Source organism: Planococcus sp. APC 3906, from assembly GCF_030407685.1.
Lineage (GTDB): Bacteria > Bacillota > Bacilli > Bacillales_A > Planococcaceae > Planococcus > Planococcus koreensis.
Genome location: NZ_JASDCW010000007.1, coordinates 106,090 through 122,276 on the forward strand (window position 1 = coordinate 106,090; position 16,187 = coordinate 122,276).

13 protein-coding genes are annotated in these 16,187 nt (G+C 50.4%); 11 read left to right on the top strand and 2 right to left on the bottom strand.

The window, feature by feature from the left end:
* Window positions 1–29: 29 nt before the first annotated feature.
* The 11 genes from QMA09_RS06450 to QMA09_RS06500 all read left to right on the top strand — a co-directional run bounded on the left by QMA09_RS06450 (window position 30) and on the right by QMA09_RS06500 (window position 12,575).
* Window positions 30–299: a YhdT family protein gene (locus QMA09_RS06450; RefSeq protein WP_290212479.1), complete on the top strand. Its 270-nt coding sequence runs from the start codon at window positions 30–32 to the stop codon at window positions 297–299.
* On the top strand, window positions 296–1,756 hold the full coding sequence (gene panF / locus QMA09_RS06455) for a sodium/pantothenate symporter (RefSeq protein WP_290212480.1): 1,461 nt from the start codon (window positions 296–298) through the stop codon (window positions 1,754–1,756). The genes QMA09_RS06450 and panF overlap by 4 nt, the downstream gene beginning before the upstream one ends.
* 567 nt (window positions 1,757–2,323) lie before the next feature.
* Window positions 2,324–3,238 carry a DMT family transporter gene (locus QMA09_RS06460; protein WP_135501585.1) on the top strand — a complete coding sequence of 305 codons (915 nt, stop codon included), beginning with the start codon at window positions 2,324–2,326 and terminating at the stop codon, window positions 3,236–3,238.
* Between the two features lie 96 nt (window positions 3,239–3,334).
* Window positions 3,335–4,495 (top strand): aminotransferase class I/II-fold pyridoxal phosphate-dependent enzyme, encoded by a 1,161-nt coding sequence (locus tag QMA09_RS06465; protein WP_290212481.1) that lies wholly within the window; start codon window positions 3,335–3,337, stop codon window positions 4,493–4,495.
* Between the two features lie 45 nt (window positions 4,496–4,540).
* The gene (locus QMA09_RS06470; protein WP_290212482.1) at window positions 4,541–6,154 is read left to right on the top strand and encodes a M20/M25/M40 family metallo-hydrolase; all 1,614 of its coding nucleotides are present in this window, start codon (window positions 4,541–4,543) and stop codon (window positions 6,152–6,154) included.
* Window positions 6,155–6,475: 321 nt separating this feature from the next.
* The gene (locus QMA09_RS06475) at window positions 6,476–7,612 is read left to right on the top strand and encodes a mandelate racemase/muconate lactonizing enzyme family protein (RefSeq protein ID WP_290212483.1); all 1,137 of its coding nucleotides are present in this window, start codon (window positions 6,476–6,478) and stop codon (window positions 7,610–7,612) included.
* Window positions 7,602–8,693, top strand: a complete 1,092-nt coding sequence (locus QMA09_RS06480) for an amidohydrolase (RefSeq protein WP_290212484.1) — start codon at window positions 7,602–7,604, stop codon at window positions 8,691–8,693. Before QMA09_RS06475 ends, QMA09_RS06480 begins: the two co-directional genes overlap by 11 nt.
* Before the next feature lie 93 nt (window positions 8,694–8,786).
* Entirely contained in the window at window positions 8,787–10,202 is a 1,416-nt protein-coding gene (locus QMA09_RS06485; RefSeq protein WP_290212485.1) for an alanine/glycine:cation symporter family protein, read from the top strand.
* A 59-nt stretch (window positions 10,203–10,261) separates the two neighbouring features.
* Complete coding sequence (locus QMA09_RS06490; RefSeq protein ID WP_290212486.1) at window positions 10,262–10,468, top strand: hypothetical protein; 207 nt, start codon at window positions 10,262–10,264, stop codon at window positions 10,466–10,468.
* Window positions 10,469–10,776: 308 nt separating this feature from the next.
* Window positions 10,777–11,259, top strand: a complete 483-nt coding sequence (locus QMA09_RS06495) for a VanZ family protein (protein ID WP_290212487.1) — start codon at window positions 10,777–10,779, stop codon at window positions 11,257–11,259.
* Between the two features lie 278 nt (window positions 11,260–11,537).
* On the top strand, window positions 11,538–12,575 hold the full coding sequence (locus QMA09_RS06500) for a C40 family peptidase (RefSeq protein ID WP_290212488.1): 1,038 nt from the start codon (window positions 11,538–11,540) through the stop codon (window positions 12,573–12,575).
* 382 nt (window positions 12,576–12,957) lie between these two features.
* On the opposite strand, the gene QMA09_RS06505 is transcribed toward QMA09_RS06500, so the two are convergent.
* Together QMA09_RS06505 and QMA09_RS06510 are read right to left on the bottom strand one after the other, a co-directional pair.
* Window positions 12,958–14,616, bottom strand: a complete 1,659-nt coding sequence (locus QMA09_RS06505; protein ID WP_290212489.1) for a S8 family peptidase — start codon at window positions 14,614–14,616, stop codon at window positions 12,958–12,960.
* An 84-nt stretch (window positions 14,617–14,700) separates the two neighbouring features.
* Complete coding sequence (locus QMA09_RS06510; RefSeq protein WP_290212490.1) at window positions 14,701–16,095, bottom strand: N-acetylmuramoyl-L-alanine amidase; 1,395 nt, start codon at window positions 16,093–16,095, stop codon at window positions 14,701–14,703.
* Between the last annotated feature and the right edge of the window lie 92 nt (window positions 16,096–16,187).

A 16,187-nucleotide genomic window follows, 5' to 3' on the forward strand; every position in this document is an offset into this window, starting at 1 on the left:
GGCAGGTTTTAGGAAATGGAGTGGGAAAAATGAAAGAGACGGACTGGCGTTTTAAAGTGGCTAACCGTGAGGCATTGATTGGGGTGGGGCTCGCCATCTTCAATTTCATCTGGTGGTTCGGCTTTGCGTACGGGCTGGGCTCGCGCCCGGTGGAGGAATATACATATATTCTCGGCTTGCCGGACTGGTTTTTCTATAGCTGCGTCGTTGGCTTCCTTTTGATGGTTGTACTGGTCATCGTCGTTGTGAAATTTTTCTTTGTGGAAGTGCCGTTTGATGAAGAGGAGGATGTCCGATGAATTTTGCAGTCCTTACTCCGATGCTGGTGTTTTTGGTCGTGATTTTTGCGATCGGCTATTGGTCGAGCAAAAAGCTGGCGACAAGCACCAACTTTATCAGCGATTATTTCCTTGGCGGCCGTGAATTGGGCGGCTTTGTCCTGGCGATGACAATGGTCGCGACCTATGGCAGTGCGTCAAGCTTTCTCGGCGGCCCTGGCACAGCTTACACAATGGGCTTCGGCTGGGTGCTGCTCGCCATGACGCAAGTGGCCACCGGTTATTTCGTGCTGATGATCCTCGGCAAGAAATTCGCCATCATGGCACGCCGCTACAAAGCCATCACCATGATCGACTTTTTGAAAGCCCGCTACAGCAGCACGTGGGTTGTACTGCTGTCGGCGTTCAGCATCATCGTATTCCTGTTTTCCGCAATGGCAGCGCAATGGATCGGCGGCGCGCGCCTCGTGGAATCGTTGACCGGCTTGCCGTATAACACGGCGTTGTTCATCTTTGCAGTCAGTGTCCTCGTCTACGTCACCATTGGCGGCTTCCGCGCCGTAGCGGTGACCGATGCGGTGCAAGGGGCGGTCATGTTCCTCGGCACCTTGGTGCTGCTGATCGCGGTCATCATCGCAGGCGGCGGCATTCCGAACATCATGAACGATTTGATCAATGAAAACCCGAACCTCGTCACACCATTCGGCGCAGACGGCAATTTGAGTGCCGCATACGTATCGTCGTTCTGGATACTCGTCGGGGTCGGAGTTGTTGGCCTGCCGCAGATTGCAGTGCGCGCCATGTCCTATAAAAACGCGCGCTCGATGCACCGCGCGCTCATCATCGGCACAATCGTCACAGGTTTCATTATGCTGAACATGCACTTGATCGGCGTTTTTGCACGTCCGATTCTGCCGGGCATTGAAGTCGGCGACAAGGTCATCCCGCTCATCGCGCTGGAAACCCTGCCGCCCTGGGCAGCGGGCATCGTTCTTGCCGCTCCGATGGCGGCCATCATGTCGACGGTCGATTCGCTGCTCATCCTGGTCAGTTCGTCGATCGTCAAAGATGTCTATTTGAACTACATCAAACCGGACGCTGATTTGAAAACAATCAAGCGGCTGTCGTTCGGCGTTACCGGAACGCTTGGCGCCATCGTGTTCCTGCTGGCAATCAACCCGCCGGATCTGCTGATCTTCCTTAATCTGTTCGCTTTCGGCGGGCTCGAAGCGGCGTTCATCTGGCCGGTCGTCCTCGGCCTGTACTGGAAATGGAGCAATAAATACGGCGCCATCGCTTCAATGGTCACCGGCATCACGAGCTACGTTGCGCTGCATTTCTACAACGCAGCAAACGGCAATTTGTTCGGCGTCCATACCGTCACTGTGCCGGTCTTGCTGTCACTGCTCGCGTTCGTCTCATTCAGCCTGCTCATCGGACGAAAAGCGTATGATTACGAGACAGGAATTGTGAAATAATCACATTTGTGCCTACAGAGTTAGTTTTAATAAGAAGAGCCGTTCGCCATCGCGGACGGCTCCTTTTATAGGGAGGGCGCATTCCGCCCGGGTGGAATGCATGTATTTACAGCTTTGGCTAGAAGGTTCTCCTGCTAACATGACTTAATTCGGAGTTAACATGAACTGACTGGAAGTCTACATGAAGTGCAGAATAATCAACATGAACTACGTCGCCGTTAACATGAACTATTCAGAAGTTAACCAGCACTAGCTGAAAATGAGTGGAGAATAGAAGCACCACCCCACGATCCAAGTTCAAAAGCCTAAATGGAAAAGCCGTTCGCCATGGCGAACGGCTCCTTCTCAAGCACTTGCGCATTTCACCTTTGGCGAAATGCAACCAGCTGTGGTTTTAGGCAGAAGGTTCTTGTGTTAACACGAACGATTTTAATCGGCATTTCCCCAATAGCGGACAAGCTTCTTGTTATGAAACACACACAGCACTTCGCCGCCATCCATTTACTTTTTCACAGATAGGGCGTAGAATGAGTGGATAATTCGTAAGGCGAAAGAAGGCACATGCATTTGAAACAATGGAAAATCTACTTAATTTTAACGGCAGTCATGCTAACGTGGGGCTTCAATCTGCCCTCGGTCAAATATTTGGTCAGCTTCGTGGAACCGGTGACGCTGACGGCGTTCCGCATCCTGCTTGCAGGGATTTCGGTTTTCGTAATCTTGGCGTTCGTCAAGCTGCTGCGGTGGCCGAAGAAAAATGAATGGAAATATATTTTCCTTGGGTCGCTGCTCAATGTAGTGGGCCACCATTATTTCCTGTCGAGCGGGCTCGCGATCACAAGCGGTTCGAACGCGGGACTAATTCTCGGCACAGGTCCGATGCTGACAGCGGTGCTGGTGTCGCTCATCATGCGCTCATATCCGTCGAAACTGCAATGGTTCGGCGTCATCATCGGCCTTGCGGGAGTTGCGGCAACGGTGCTTGTCGGCAGCGGGGGCGCGACGGGCATGAATATCGGCGATGTCTTTGTCTTCGTGTCGATTTTCGTTCAGGTCCTGAGCTATATCGTCATTTCGAAAGCGGCCGGGTCGATGGATCCGCGTTTGCTGACGGCGTATATGTTCATCATCGGCTCATTCGTGCTGTTCTTGATTTCGCTCGTGCAGGAGCCAGGCGAAATCCGCGCGTTTCTTGATGTGCCGCCGACGTTCTGGCTGGCGTTCCTGTTTTCGGCTATCATCGGTACCGCGGTCGGCCACATGCTGTATAATTACTCGATCGGCCAGGCGGGCCCGACAAAAGCCGCTATTTTCATGAACCTCAATACGTTTTTTTCACTGGTTGGTGCCAGCGTCATTCTCGGCGAGGCGATCACCGGCCGGCATATGTTCGGTCTTGTGCTGATTATCATCGGCGTGCTGTTCGGTTCAGGCGCAGCAGAGGATTTAATACGCAAACGGCGCAGGCGGCTCTCTTCTTGAGCCGCTTTTTTTGGTTCCGCAGCCCGCAGTGGTTTATTTTCCTGAGGAATGCAATATAATAGAGGAAAGACAAATACGAAACGGAGTTTTCTACATATGCCTTTAACTTTGAATCCACGCGCAGAAGCGCTTCCGATATCCGGCATCCGCCAGTTTTTCAACCAGCTGGCTGATTATCCCGATGCCATCAATTTGACGATCGGCCAGCCGGATTTTCCGACGCCCGAAGCGGTCAAGCAGGCGGGAAAAGACGCTATCACCAATAACCTGACAGGCTATTCCCATAACGCGGGGCTGATCGAGCTGCGCACCGAAGCGGCTTCTTTCTTCAAAGACCGCTACGGCCTAACGTACGATCCGCAGACGGAAATCGTCGTCACGAACGGCGCAACCGAAGCGCTTGACGCGGTATTCCGCACCATCCTGGCTCCCGGCGATGAAGTCGTCATCCCGGCGCCTTGCTACACGGGCTACGGCCCGATTGTCGAGATGAACGGCGGTGTTCCGGTGCTGCTCGACACGTCCGATACGGGGCTCGTGCCGACAGCCGCTAATTTGAAGGCGTTGATCACGAATAAAACCAAAGCGGTGCTGTTCAATTTCCCGTCGAACCCGACTGGCGTGACGCTGTCGAAAGAACAAATGGATCCGCTCGTTGAAGAGCTTGCGCTGCATGACATCTTCGTCGTAACGGATGAGATTTACAGCGAAAATACATTTGAAGGCGAACATACTTCATTCGCATCTTACACGGCCATCAAAGAGCGGACGTTCCTTGTGCAGGGCTTGTCGAAATCGCATTCGATGACAGGCTGGCGCATGGGCTTTTTGCTGGGGCCGGAACAATACATGAAGCATGCCTTGAAAGTGCATATGTACAATGCGGTCTGCGCGTCGCTGCCAAGCCAGTATGCGGCGATCGAAGCGCTGAAAAACAACCGCGATGTGCCGGAGGAAATGAACCGCGCTTACAAAGAGCGGTGCGATTTTGTCTACGGCAAACTGCTCGAAATGGGGCTCGACGTCGTCAAACCGAAAGGCGCGTTCTATATTTTCCCGTCGATCGAGAAATACGGCATGGGATCTTTCGACTTTGCAACGCGTTTATTGAAAGAAGGGGGAGTCGCGGCTGTGCCGGGCTCTGCTTTTACACCATACGGCGAGGGCTTCTTGCGCATTTCCTACGCCTATTCGATGCCGACGCTCGAACGCGCGATGGAGCGCCTCGGAGTGTGGCTTAAAACTTTGGAACAATAAAACACTTGGACATTATCGCAGCGGCGATAAAGGGAGGACATCTAGATGGCTTCATTATGGGGGACACCTGAGAAACTGCAAGAATTATTGGTAGAGATGGTCGGCTGGAAAAGCATGACCTTGTCGGAAGGCGAAGTCGAATTCGCGTATAAGCTGAAAGAGAAACTGGAAGAGCTGCCGTATTTCCAGCAGCACCCGGAACATCTGCACCTCAGCGAAGTGAATTGGGAGCGCGAAAACGTTACGGCGCTCTACAAGCATCCGGAAGCCGTCGATACAGTCGTGCTGATGAGCCATTTTGACACTGTCAGCACAGCGGAATACGGCGATTTGGAGCCGCTTGCCTGCAGCCCGTACGAATTGGCGGAAGCGTTCAAAGGCGTCCGCGATGAATTGGACCCGGATGCGCAGGCAGACCTGGATTCGGGTGAATACCTGTTCGGCCGCGGCACGATGGATATGAAAGCAGGGCTCGCATTGCACATGGCGATGATCGAAAAAGCGTCTACGGAACAATGGCCGATCAATCTGCTGCTGATGTCCGTGCCGGACGAAGAAGTCAACTCGGCTGGGATGCGCTACGGCGTATCGAAACTGCTCGACCTTGAGCACGAATTCGGCCTTGAATATACGCTGTTCTTGAACGGCGAGCCTGTCTTTGCGCAAAAACCGGGCGACACCGGGCATTACCTTTACACCGGCTCGATCGGCAAAATCATGCCGGCTGCGCTGTTCTACGGCAAAGAGACCCATGTCGGTGAACCCTTGTCAGGCATCACGTCGAGCTATATTTCGACCTACCTGACGCACCGCATGGAATGGAATGAAAACTTCAAGGAAACGGTATACGGCGAAACGACGCCGTTGCCGGTGACGCTCATGCAAAAAGACATGAAACTGGAGTATTCCGCGCAGACGCCTTACCGCACGAGTGCGATGTACAACGTGTTCCTGATGGAAAAGAACGCTGACGAAGTGTTCGCCCAGTTCGAGAAAATCGCGATTGAAGCGATGGATCATTGCACAAGCGATTACCTAAAAATGTGCAAACGGGAAGACATCGAACCGGTCGGTGACATCCGCGTCATGCGCTTCCGCGACCTCAAGCGCTATGCCATCAAAAAGTTCGGCCGTGAATACATCGACCGCGCATTGATTGACACGATGATGCATCCGGAATGGGATGTGCGCGAAAAATCAATGCACGTCGCCGACGTCCTGCTCATCAATTGCCAGGAACTGACGCCGGCATGCGTCTTGCTCTACGCGCCGCCGTATTACCCAGCAGTCAACTCATCCGACGATGAACTCGTCAAACATTGCGTCGAACAAGTCACCAACAACGCCAAGGAAAAATTCGGCTTGGAGCTTCAGCAGATCCATTACTTCAACGGCATCTCGGACCTCAGCTACGTCAATTACGGCGATAAAGAAGACAGCTTCGTGACCTACGAAAAAAACACACCGGTCTACGGCGATTCCTACAGCATCCCGTTCCAGGCGATGAAAGAACTCGATGCGCCGGTGCTCAACGTCGGTCCGTTCGGCAAAGACGCCCACAAGCGCACCGAGCGGCTGCACATCAAAAACACATTCGAAGAAATGCCGTTGCTGCTTGAAGAGATGATTTTATCGATTCCTGTGAAAAGCACAGTGTGATCTTTGTCAGCAAATAAAATCACGTCTTATTGCATTCCGCGCCGTGCGGAATGCGCATGTGAAGTATTGGAGCCCTCCGCAATTGCGGAGGGCTTTTCATATGGAGAGCTTGGCCGTCGATTTTGAGCGAATGCCGGTTAAATTCGAAACACTTCATGTTAACGGCTGCTTAGGTCATGTTGAATCATCGGCGGTTCATGTTAACTTCAATTTAGTTCATGTTAACGCCAAGTTTACGGCGTTAACTCAAGAACCTTCTCGCAAAACGCCTCCGCAATCATGTACAATTGGATTGTATATACATAGTAGGGGGAATGGTTGATGAAGATCGTGAAGGCTGAAATTTATGTGGTGGAGTTTCCGCTCAAGGAACCGTTCATCATTTCGTATGCGACGTATCCGCATATGGCGGCAGTAATCGTGAAATTGGAAACGGATACGGGGCTTGTCGGCTACGGCGAGGCAGTTCCGGATGAGCACGTGACGGGCGAGCAAGTGAACGGCACTTATGAAATTCTGAAGAATGTGTTGGTGCCGGCAGTCATCGGGCAGAACCCGTTCGATATTGAAAAGATTCATTTTCTCATGAATTCGGAAATCGCCCGCAACCCAGCAGCAAAAGCGGCGATCGACATCGCATGCTACGACCTGATGGGCAAAGCATCGGGGCAGCCGGTTTATAACATGATCGGCGGACAGGCGCACGACAACCTGCAATATCCGAAAGTGCTGAGCATCGAAGCACCGGAAATCATGGCGCAAAAAGCGAAGCTTGCGATGGAGCAGGGCTTCAGCAGTTTGAAGCTGAAAGTGGGCGGCCCTGACTCGGCGATGGACATCAAACGCATTTACGCGGTGCGCGAAGCGGTCGGGCCGGACATGCCGATCCGCATCGATGTCAATCAAGGCTGGAAAACAGCCGGGCACGCAATCCAAGTGATCAACCAACTTGATGGCGCAGGCCTTACTTGGATTGAACAGCCGATCCGCATGGGCGATATCCGCGGCCTGGCAGACGTCCGCAGAAAAACGGCGACGCCGATCATGGCGGATGAGTCGGTGCAGACGATGGAAGACGTCCTCGAAATTATCCGTTTGGAAGCAGCGGATTACATCAACATCAAGCTAATGAAATCAGGCGGCATTTTCCCAGCGGTGCAAATGGCAAAAGCAGCGGAAGGCGCAGGCATCATCGCGCAGATCGGTTCGATGGTGGAATCGTCGGTCGGCTCTGCAGCCGGTTACCACGCGGTCATGTCGCGCCGCAATATCCAGACGGCCGAATTGACAGGGCCGCTTTTATTTTCCGAAGAGATCGGCGACCTGGACTTCCAATTGCCGTACGTCATGCTGTCGGACAAGCCGGGGCTTGGAATCGAAGTCGACGAAAAGCAGCTGCATAAGCTGACGATCATGTCCTGTACAGTAGAAGGGGGCCGAACACTTCATGGCCATTGAAACAAAAATCAACGAATGGTTCAATTATTTCCATGCCCATCCGGAAGTGAGCTGGAAGGAAACAGGGACTACTGAAAAGCTTGCGTCCATCATGGCGGAGCTCGGCATCGCACACCGGACATTTGATGGCGTAACAGGATTGTTTGCGGAAATCGGGGAAGGCGAGCGGGTCGTTGCAGTGCGCGCCGACATCGATGCGCTGTGGCAGGAAGTGAACGGCAAGGTGCAAGCCAACCATTCATGCGGCCATGACGCCAATATGGCGATGGTGCTGGGAGCGCTCTTGTACTTGAAAGATGAAACCCTGACGAAACGTATTCGTTTCATTTTCCAGCCGGCGGAGGAAAAAGGCAACGGTTCGCTGGCGATGATTGAACACGGTGCATTGGAAGATGCCACGCATTTATACGGCGTCCATTTGCGGCCAATCGAAGAATTGCCGCACGGCCAAGCGGCGCCTGCAATCCATCACGGATCGGGTATTTTCCTGAAAGGGAAAGTCACCGGCGTCGATGCGCACGGCGCGCGCCCGCACCAAGGCAAGAACGCGATTGATGTGATTGCAGCCATCCACCAATTCATCAAGTCGATTTATTTTTCTCCGTTCGAGTCGTATTCGGCGAAGCTGACGAATATCCAGGCGGGGGGCGATTCGCTGAACATTATTCCTGGAAGTGCCACTTTCGCGCTTGATGTCCGTGCGCAGTCAAATCGGGTTATGGGTGAGCTGAGAAGCCGCATCGACGAAGGTCTCAAATCGATTGCCGGGCTTTACGGCATCTCGATCGATTGGCAATGGGATGATTACACGCCGGCGGCGGAAGTGTCGGAAGAAGCGAAAGATATCGCAGATGCCGCCATCCGTTCCGTTATTGGAGATGCCAACACAGCGCCGCCGCTCGATACGACCGGCGCCGATGATTTTCATTTTTACACGATCAAAAAGCCGGAATTGAAAGCGGCGATGCTTGGCATCGGGGCGGATCTCGCTCCGGGGCTCCATCATCCGGACATGGCGTTCAATCACGCTGCGCTCGACATCGGCGCGCGCGTGCTGGCTGAGACATTAAGAAATAGTTAAAGGTTGGCCTGCTGTAAATTCGGCAGGCCAGGTTTTTTAAAGAACATTTAGGGTAATGAAAGATAAATCTAGTTATTACAAGGGAGCTTTTTTATGGATGCTATTTTAGATGCGTTGACGTGGCTCGTCGACGAAGGCAATAATTTATTATGGACTTATATTCTGATCGCCCTGCTCCTCGGACTCGGCGTCTATTTTACTGTGCGCACCAATTTTGTGCAGATTCGATTATTCGGAGAAATGTTCCGCGTCATTTCGGAAAAGAAAGACGGCGAAGCAGGCGTTTCGGCGTTCCAGGCCTTTACCATCTCGACCGCTTCACGCGTGGGGACAGGCAACATCACCGGAGTTGCGCTGGCAATTGCCATCGGCGGCCCGGGTGCCGTGTTCTGGATGTGGGTCGTTGCGTTAATCGGTATGGCAACGGCTTTCATTGAAAGTACGCTTGCGCAAGTCTATAAAGTGCGTGACGGCGAACAATTCCGCGGCGGCCCGGCTTATTATATGCAAAAAGCGCTTGGCAGAAGAAAGCTGGGAGTGGTCTTTGCGATTCTGTTGACGATTGTTTTCGGCTTTATTTTCAACTCCGTTCAATCGAACACAATTGCCCAATCATTCGGCGACGTCTTCAATATGCCGGAATGGGTTGTGGGCTTAGCGCTTGTTGTGCTGACGGCGCTGATCATCTTCGGCGGCGTCAAACGCATTGCACGAGTTACGCAAGTGCTGGTTCCTGTTATGGCAGTCCTATACATATTAGTGGCATTGTGGGTCGTCATCATCAATATCACGGAAGTTCCAGCTGTCTTCACATTGATCGTGAAAAGCGCATTCGGTTTGGAAGAAGCGGCAGGGGGCGCAATCGGTGCGGCCATCATGCAAGGCGTACGCCGCGGTTTGTTCTCGAACGAAGCAGGTATGGGTTCGGTGCCGAACGCTGCCGCGTCAGCCAACGTTTCGCATCCAGCGAAGCAGGGGCTTGTGCAGAGCCTTGGGGTATTTTTCGATACCATCATCATCTGTTCGGCGACAGCGTTCATCATTATTCTGGCTGGCGTCTATAAAACGGGCGAGCAGGAAGGCATTTTGTTGACACAGGCGTCGCTTGGCGTCCATGTCGGCGACTGGGCTCCATATTTCCTGGCATTCGCCATACTGTTTTTCGCGTTCAGCTCGATTGTCGGCAATTATTATTACGGCGAAACGAACATCGAATTCATCAACGCGCATAGCGCATGGCTGACTGCTTACCGCGTCGGCGTGCTCGGAATGGTCATGTTCGGAGCTCTCGCTAAAGTGTCGCTCGTTTGGAACATGGCGGATTTGTTCATGGGCATCATGGCCGTGCTTAATCTGGTCGTCATCGCAGCACTCGGCAAAATCGCCTTCAAAGTGCTCGGCGATTACACCGCTCAGCGCAAAGAAGGCAAGAATCCCGAATTCTTCGCCAAGAACATCCCCGGCCTGAAAGGCACGGATTGTTGGGGCGAGCACAGCCGGGACAATTAACGTTAAAGAATGCATTCGAACTTGAATGAGCCCTCTGCATTATGCGGAGGGCTTTTGATATGGAGTATTTTGGCGGCAGAAGGATGACTGTTTTGCTAGTGCGGGTTAAAGTCGAAACAGTTCATGTTGATAGCTGGTTAGTTCATGTTGAAACTCCCGCACATCCTGTTAACTTCCCGCTAGTTCCTGTTAACGCCGATTTAGTCCATGTTAACGCGGGAACAAGTTGCTTAAAACCACAGATGGATGCATTTCGCCTGGGCTAAATGCGCAAGTGCTTGAGAAGGAGCCGTTCGCCAGATGCGAATGGCTTTTCCATTTATGTTTTTGAATTAAGATCGTGGAGAGGCGCGTTTCTGCTAGTGCGGGTTAAAGTCGGAATAGATCATGTGAACGGGAACTTTGGTCATGTTAAATCATCCGCATATCATGACAACTCGCAGCTTCGTCATGTTAACGCCAAAATAGTGCATGTTAACGAGATAATGTGGTAAACGGGCACAGTGAAAAAGCTTTTTCCCAATCTGGTGAATTTCCATAAGTTTTACAGCTGGGTCCGTGATATAATCTTTTTATGAAAAAATTACTGATATTCCTTATTTTATTTGCCATACTCTTTATTTCGTCAGGCCAGACCTATGAACAGCAGACGCTTATCCCGGCGCTGCAGCGATATTTGCCATCTGAGCCATTCAAGGGCTTTCTGAGCCTCTTCCAAATTCCTTATTGGGGAACGACGGTTTCTGTTGAAGAAAGAGGCTATTACGCATTTATCGAATTCGTGATCCGAAAAGCGTCCCATGTGCTTATCTTTGGGCTCATCGCGCTGGCGGTGCTGAATATGCTGCCGAAACCGAAAGTATGGATCGCTTTTGCCGTCGCTTCTGCCATCGCTTTTGTCGATGAATACCATCAATCGCTGACGGGTGGCCGGACGCCGACTGTCCACGATGTTCTCCTGGATATGTTCGGGGCAGCATTGTTTTTAGGAATCTGGCTGCTTTGGAAAAACAAAAGATGCAAAACTGCCGAAAGGCTCAATCCCAAAATGGATTGAGCCTTTTTTCTGTTTATAAAAAAACAATAATTGGAAGAAATAATTCTGTAATAATTAAAGGTTTTATTTTCCAGCAAAAAGCATAAAAACCCTTTAATACCCTTACCTCCTAAAGATAAACATATAATAGAGCTAAAATGTACATTTGTAACATAAATGTAACGTAGTTTAGTACATTTATCTGATAAACTCAGAAGAGTAATAAGAACTAGTGCTAAAAATAGACGATTCGGTGTTTGATCAGCATCTTGAATCCACAAACTTACAGAGGTGTCCAATTGAAAAAACGTTTAATAGTTATGATGATAGCTGTGATGGTTTTTACAGCAAGTCCGTTCATGTCAAATGAAGCCGAAGCCAGTGGAACAGTAACACCGAATGCATTAGTCGAATATGCGTTGAAATTTAAGGGTGTCCCATATAAGTGGGGCGGTACAACTCCATCAGGATTTGACTGCTCAGGTTATCTGCAATATGTTTTCAATAATTTCGGAATTTCCATTCCGCGAGTGTCAGCGGATCAGCAAAAAGTCGGTACGTCCATTTCCAAAAGCAATCTGAAGCCTGGCGACCTGGTATTTTTCGTCGCACAGCCAGGCAATACGAGAATCTCCCACTCAGGAATTTACGTGGGCAACGGTAACTTCGTCTCTGCAACATCAAGCAAAGGGATTGCAGTTGAAAGCTTGAACACAAACCCTTACTGGGCACCGCGTTATGTAGCAGCAAAGCGCTACAGCAGCGTTAGGGAAACGACGACTACACCAGTAGCGGCGCCAAAACCGGCATTGCCGGTTGGGCAGTACTACGATGTTTCAACAGGCCATTGGGCTGTCAATGAAATCAAAAGCTTAAGCTCGAAAGGCATCATCAACGGATACGATGTCAGCATTTTCAAACCGGAAAATCCGGTGAACCGCGCGGAAGCGGCAACAATGATCGCTAAGGCGCTTGGCCTTAAACCGGTCAACGGCACTTCGTTCAAAGATGTCTCTTCTGCATATTGGGCAAACGGCTATATCAATGTAGCTAAAAATGCTGGAATCATCGACGGGCGCGGAAACGGCTATTTCGAGCCGACTGCACTAGTCACCCGTGCTGAAATCAGCGCTATGCTGACACGCGCATTTGCGATGAAAGCGACAAATACTACTGTTAAATTCAATGACATCAGCGGCCATTGGGCTGAATCATCCGTCATCAAAGTCGCTTCAAGCAATCTTGCGACAGGTTACGACGACGGCAGCTTCAAGCCGGATGCAAGCGCGAAACGCGCTGAACTTGCAGCATTCATTTACCGCGCCATCGGCAACTAAAGAGAAGTCGTACAACTCGGCTGAAATAGAAAAGAGATACGGTGCGCATGCGCCGTATCTTTTTTCTATGGGTTAGAAATGATGCACAGGTGCATTTTGCAAATGGGAAAATGCGCCTTTTCACATTGAGTTATTGAAATTGAAATAAAGCGAGCCGATTTTGGCTAGTGCCGGTCAAAATCCGGACAAGTCATGTTAACGGTCCATCAATGCATGTTGATTGTCAGCCAATGCCTGTTAAGTCTGAAATAACTCCTGTTAAATTCGATTTGACCCTTTTAAGGAGCGGCAAGGGTCTTTCTCGAACGAAATTTAAGGTTTCTGAATAGAAAAAGATGCGGCGCAATTTCGCGCCGCATCTTTTATGCATTATATAGAAGATTTATTTTAATACAGCATCCAGTAGCTTCGAACTTTCCGCACGTGTAATCGGGTTTTCTGGACGGATCGTATCGTCATCATAACCAGTCAGCAAGCCATTATCGTAAGCAGCTTCGATGGCCTTGAAGTAATAAGCCTCAGGCGATACGTCTTCAAAAGTGTGGCTTTGGCTGCTTTGGAAAGCGTAGATGCGCTGAAGAATTAGCACAAGGTCAGCGCGCTTGATCGGCGCATCCGGGCTGAATTTAGTGTCGGATGTGCCTTTGATGTAGCCGAGGTCGTAGGCTTTATTGATATAACCGGCAGAGTAAAGCGACTTCGGCACGTCGGTAAAGCGCTGGACTGTGGTATCAGGCGTCCAGTTTGATGCGCGTCCAATGATGGTGGCGGCTTCGGCGCGTGTGATCGAGCTACCCGGGCGGAAAGTGCCATCCGGGAAGCCTTTGATGATGCCGCGGTCAAAAACAGACTGGATAGGGGCTGTATACCATTGGTCGCGCTTCATATCCGGGAAAAGCGCAGCGGCCGTCGCAAGCGAACGGACCATGCCGTGGCCGTAGCGGATATCTTTTCCGGCTGTCCCGAGGTCCAGTGCAGCGCGTGCGACTGTTGCGCGCAATTGGATGTTGCTCAGATGTGGATAAGCTTCCATATACTGGGCGAACGTGCCGGCTGCAAACGGAGTTGCGACCGACGTTCCTTCAGAGCTTGAGTAATCATCTTGTGTCGTTGTTTTCGCATTGACGAACGTGCTGACGATTCCTTCACCCGGAGCGACCAGTTCCTGGGCAGGGCCAGAATGGGAAAAATAGGACAGCCTATTCTGCTGGGAAATGGAACCGACGGCGATGACAGAAGAATAGCGCGCCGGGAACAAAACATTGGAAGGAGTCTTTTGGAGCTCAGGGTTATAATTTCCGGAAGCGGCAACGATGATGATGCCCTTGTCATATGCTTTATTCAGTACATCCTTCAGCGCTTCACTGTCACCTGCAGTAGTTAAGCTCATATTGATAATATCCACTTTTTGATCGATCGCCCATTGTACGCCGGCAATGACGTCATCGAGGTCACCGACGCCGATATCATTCAAGACTTTCACCGAATAAATGAGTGAATCCGGTGCGATTCCGATGGTCCCGATGTCGTTGTTCTGTGCGCCGATGATGCCTGCGACATGTGTGCCATGTCCTTTTATATCCGAATAAGCGGAGCGATCAGGAACTTTTGAAATGCCGCCGGCGATTTTCAGGTCCGGGTGCTTAATATTGATGCCGGAATCGATGATGGCGATTTTCACGCCTTTGCCGGTATAGCCGAGGCTGGTTGCTTTATTGGCCCGGATCAACGAGTAGCCCCAGCTCGCTTTTTGTGCAGCAGCTTTTACGCTTTGGTTTTCTTCAATATATTCTATAGAAGAATGTGCGTCTGCAGCCGTAGCGGGAAGGCCGTCCGGGAATGTGGCCGACACCGCAGAAATCGAATCGAATTCTTCGTGGACTTCGGCTCCGGCTTCTTCAAGGAATTTATAATCGATTTCGCCATTGAAAGATATGATCATTTTTTCAGATTCAGTTTTGGAATCGGAGGCTTCTGCCGGGGCATAATCCATTACGCTTACGGCCAACAATGCAGCGGAAAACATCAATAATTTTTTCAAGGGGGTCCCTCCAATTGCTATAGGCTTTCTTGTAATTATAGCTTAAATCAAAAAAAAGCGGGCTTGAATGCCCGTTTTTTTTGATTAGTTATTCGCTTTCCATTTGTAGTAATCGTCGATTCCGCTTGCGATGTCGCTTGCTGCGCGGTCTTTATAATACACAGTTGATAATTTATAAGCGTCTGAGCTATTTGTCAGGAATCCGAGTTCCACTAAAGCGGCTGGCATCGGATTTGTGCGGAGTACCAGGTAAGGTGCTTCTTTAACGCCACGGTTATTATGGGACATCGCTTTATACAATCTGTTCTGGATGAATGTTGCCAATTGCTTGCTGTGGATTGCGTTTTCGTCAAGTGCTGCTGAATAGAATGTTTCAGAACCGCTAGCTGCAGGTGTTGCTGAATTCGCATGGATGCTGACGAATGCGTTTGCGCCGCTCTTCACAGCTAATGGCACGCGTTGGTCCAAGGCGATCGTCGTATCAGTCGAACGTGTCATGTATACGGAAATGCCTTTTGTCTTAAGGTAAGCTTGTACGCGTTTTGCAATATCAAGGTTGACGTCTTTTTCACGCAAGCCGTTTGCAACTGCGCCTGGATCAGTGCCGCCGTGGCCTGCATCGATCGCGATGTATCTTTTCTCAGCAGATACAACTGCTTTTGAGAGGTAGCTTGAATGGACGTAGCCTGAAATCGTGCCGCTTGTGCCGTATGCCCAAACGCCGTTATAGCCGTAAACCGTGAATTTAGCGCCAGTGTTCAATTTCCCTACTGCTGTATAGCCTGTGCTTGGTCCAGTGCGGACATTCAAGCTGTCGACTGTTACATATAATGTATCAATTGAAGCGTTCTGGAAAACGACCCGGTAGTTCGGGTTAAGTCCGCGTGCCAGGAATGCTGCGAACTGTCTTCTGTTCAAGTCTTCGTTCGGCGCGTAAGTGCCTGTGCCAGTTCCGTTTGAAATACCGAAAGTAGCGATTTTGTTGACAGCTGTGTAAAGGCTGGTAGAAGCTGTATCGACTTTGATGTCTGTGAAGAAGACATTTCCTGTCTTGGTCAAATTAAATGCGCGGCTTAGTAAAAATGCCATTTCGCCGCGTGTCATTGTTTGAAGCGGTTTGAATGTGCCGTCGCCGTAGCCAGTGATGATGCCTCTATTAACGGCCTCTTGGATATAGCCGGAACTGTAAGAAGATGATTTCACATCGGTAAACGAAGTTTTTCTTGGAGTGCTGTTAAAATTGAATGCGCGGCCGATCATCACCGCTGCCTGTTCGCGCGTCACCGAGGCGTCAGGGCTGAAAGTAGTAGCGGAGGTTCCTTTGATCATGCCTCTGTCGTACAAGTAGATGATTTCCTTGTCAGTAGACAGGATATCTTTAAATGGAACTGCAGCAGATGCGGGGCTTAAGCCGATGGAAGAGATCACTAAGACGATTGCGACGAGAAATAAACTAACCTTCATGAACAAGTTTTTCATAAGATTGTAATGTTCCCCCTAAATTTTTATTAATTTCTTTAGTCATATTAGCAGACTTTTGTTCAAAAATATGTATATTTTTTAGAAACAGA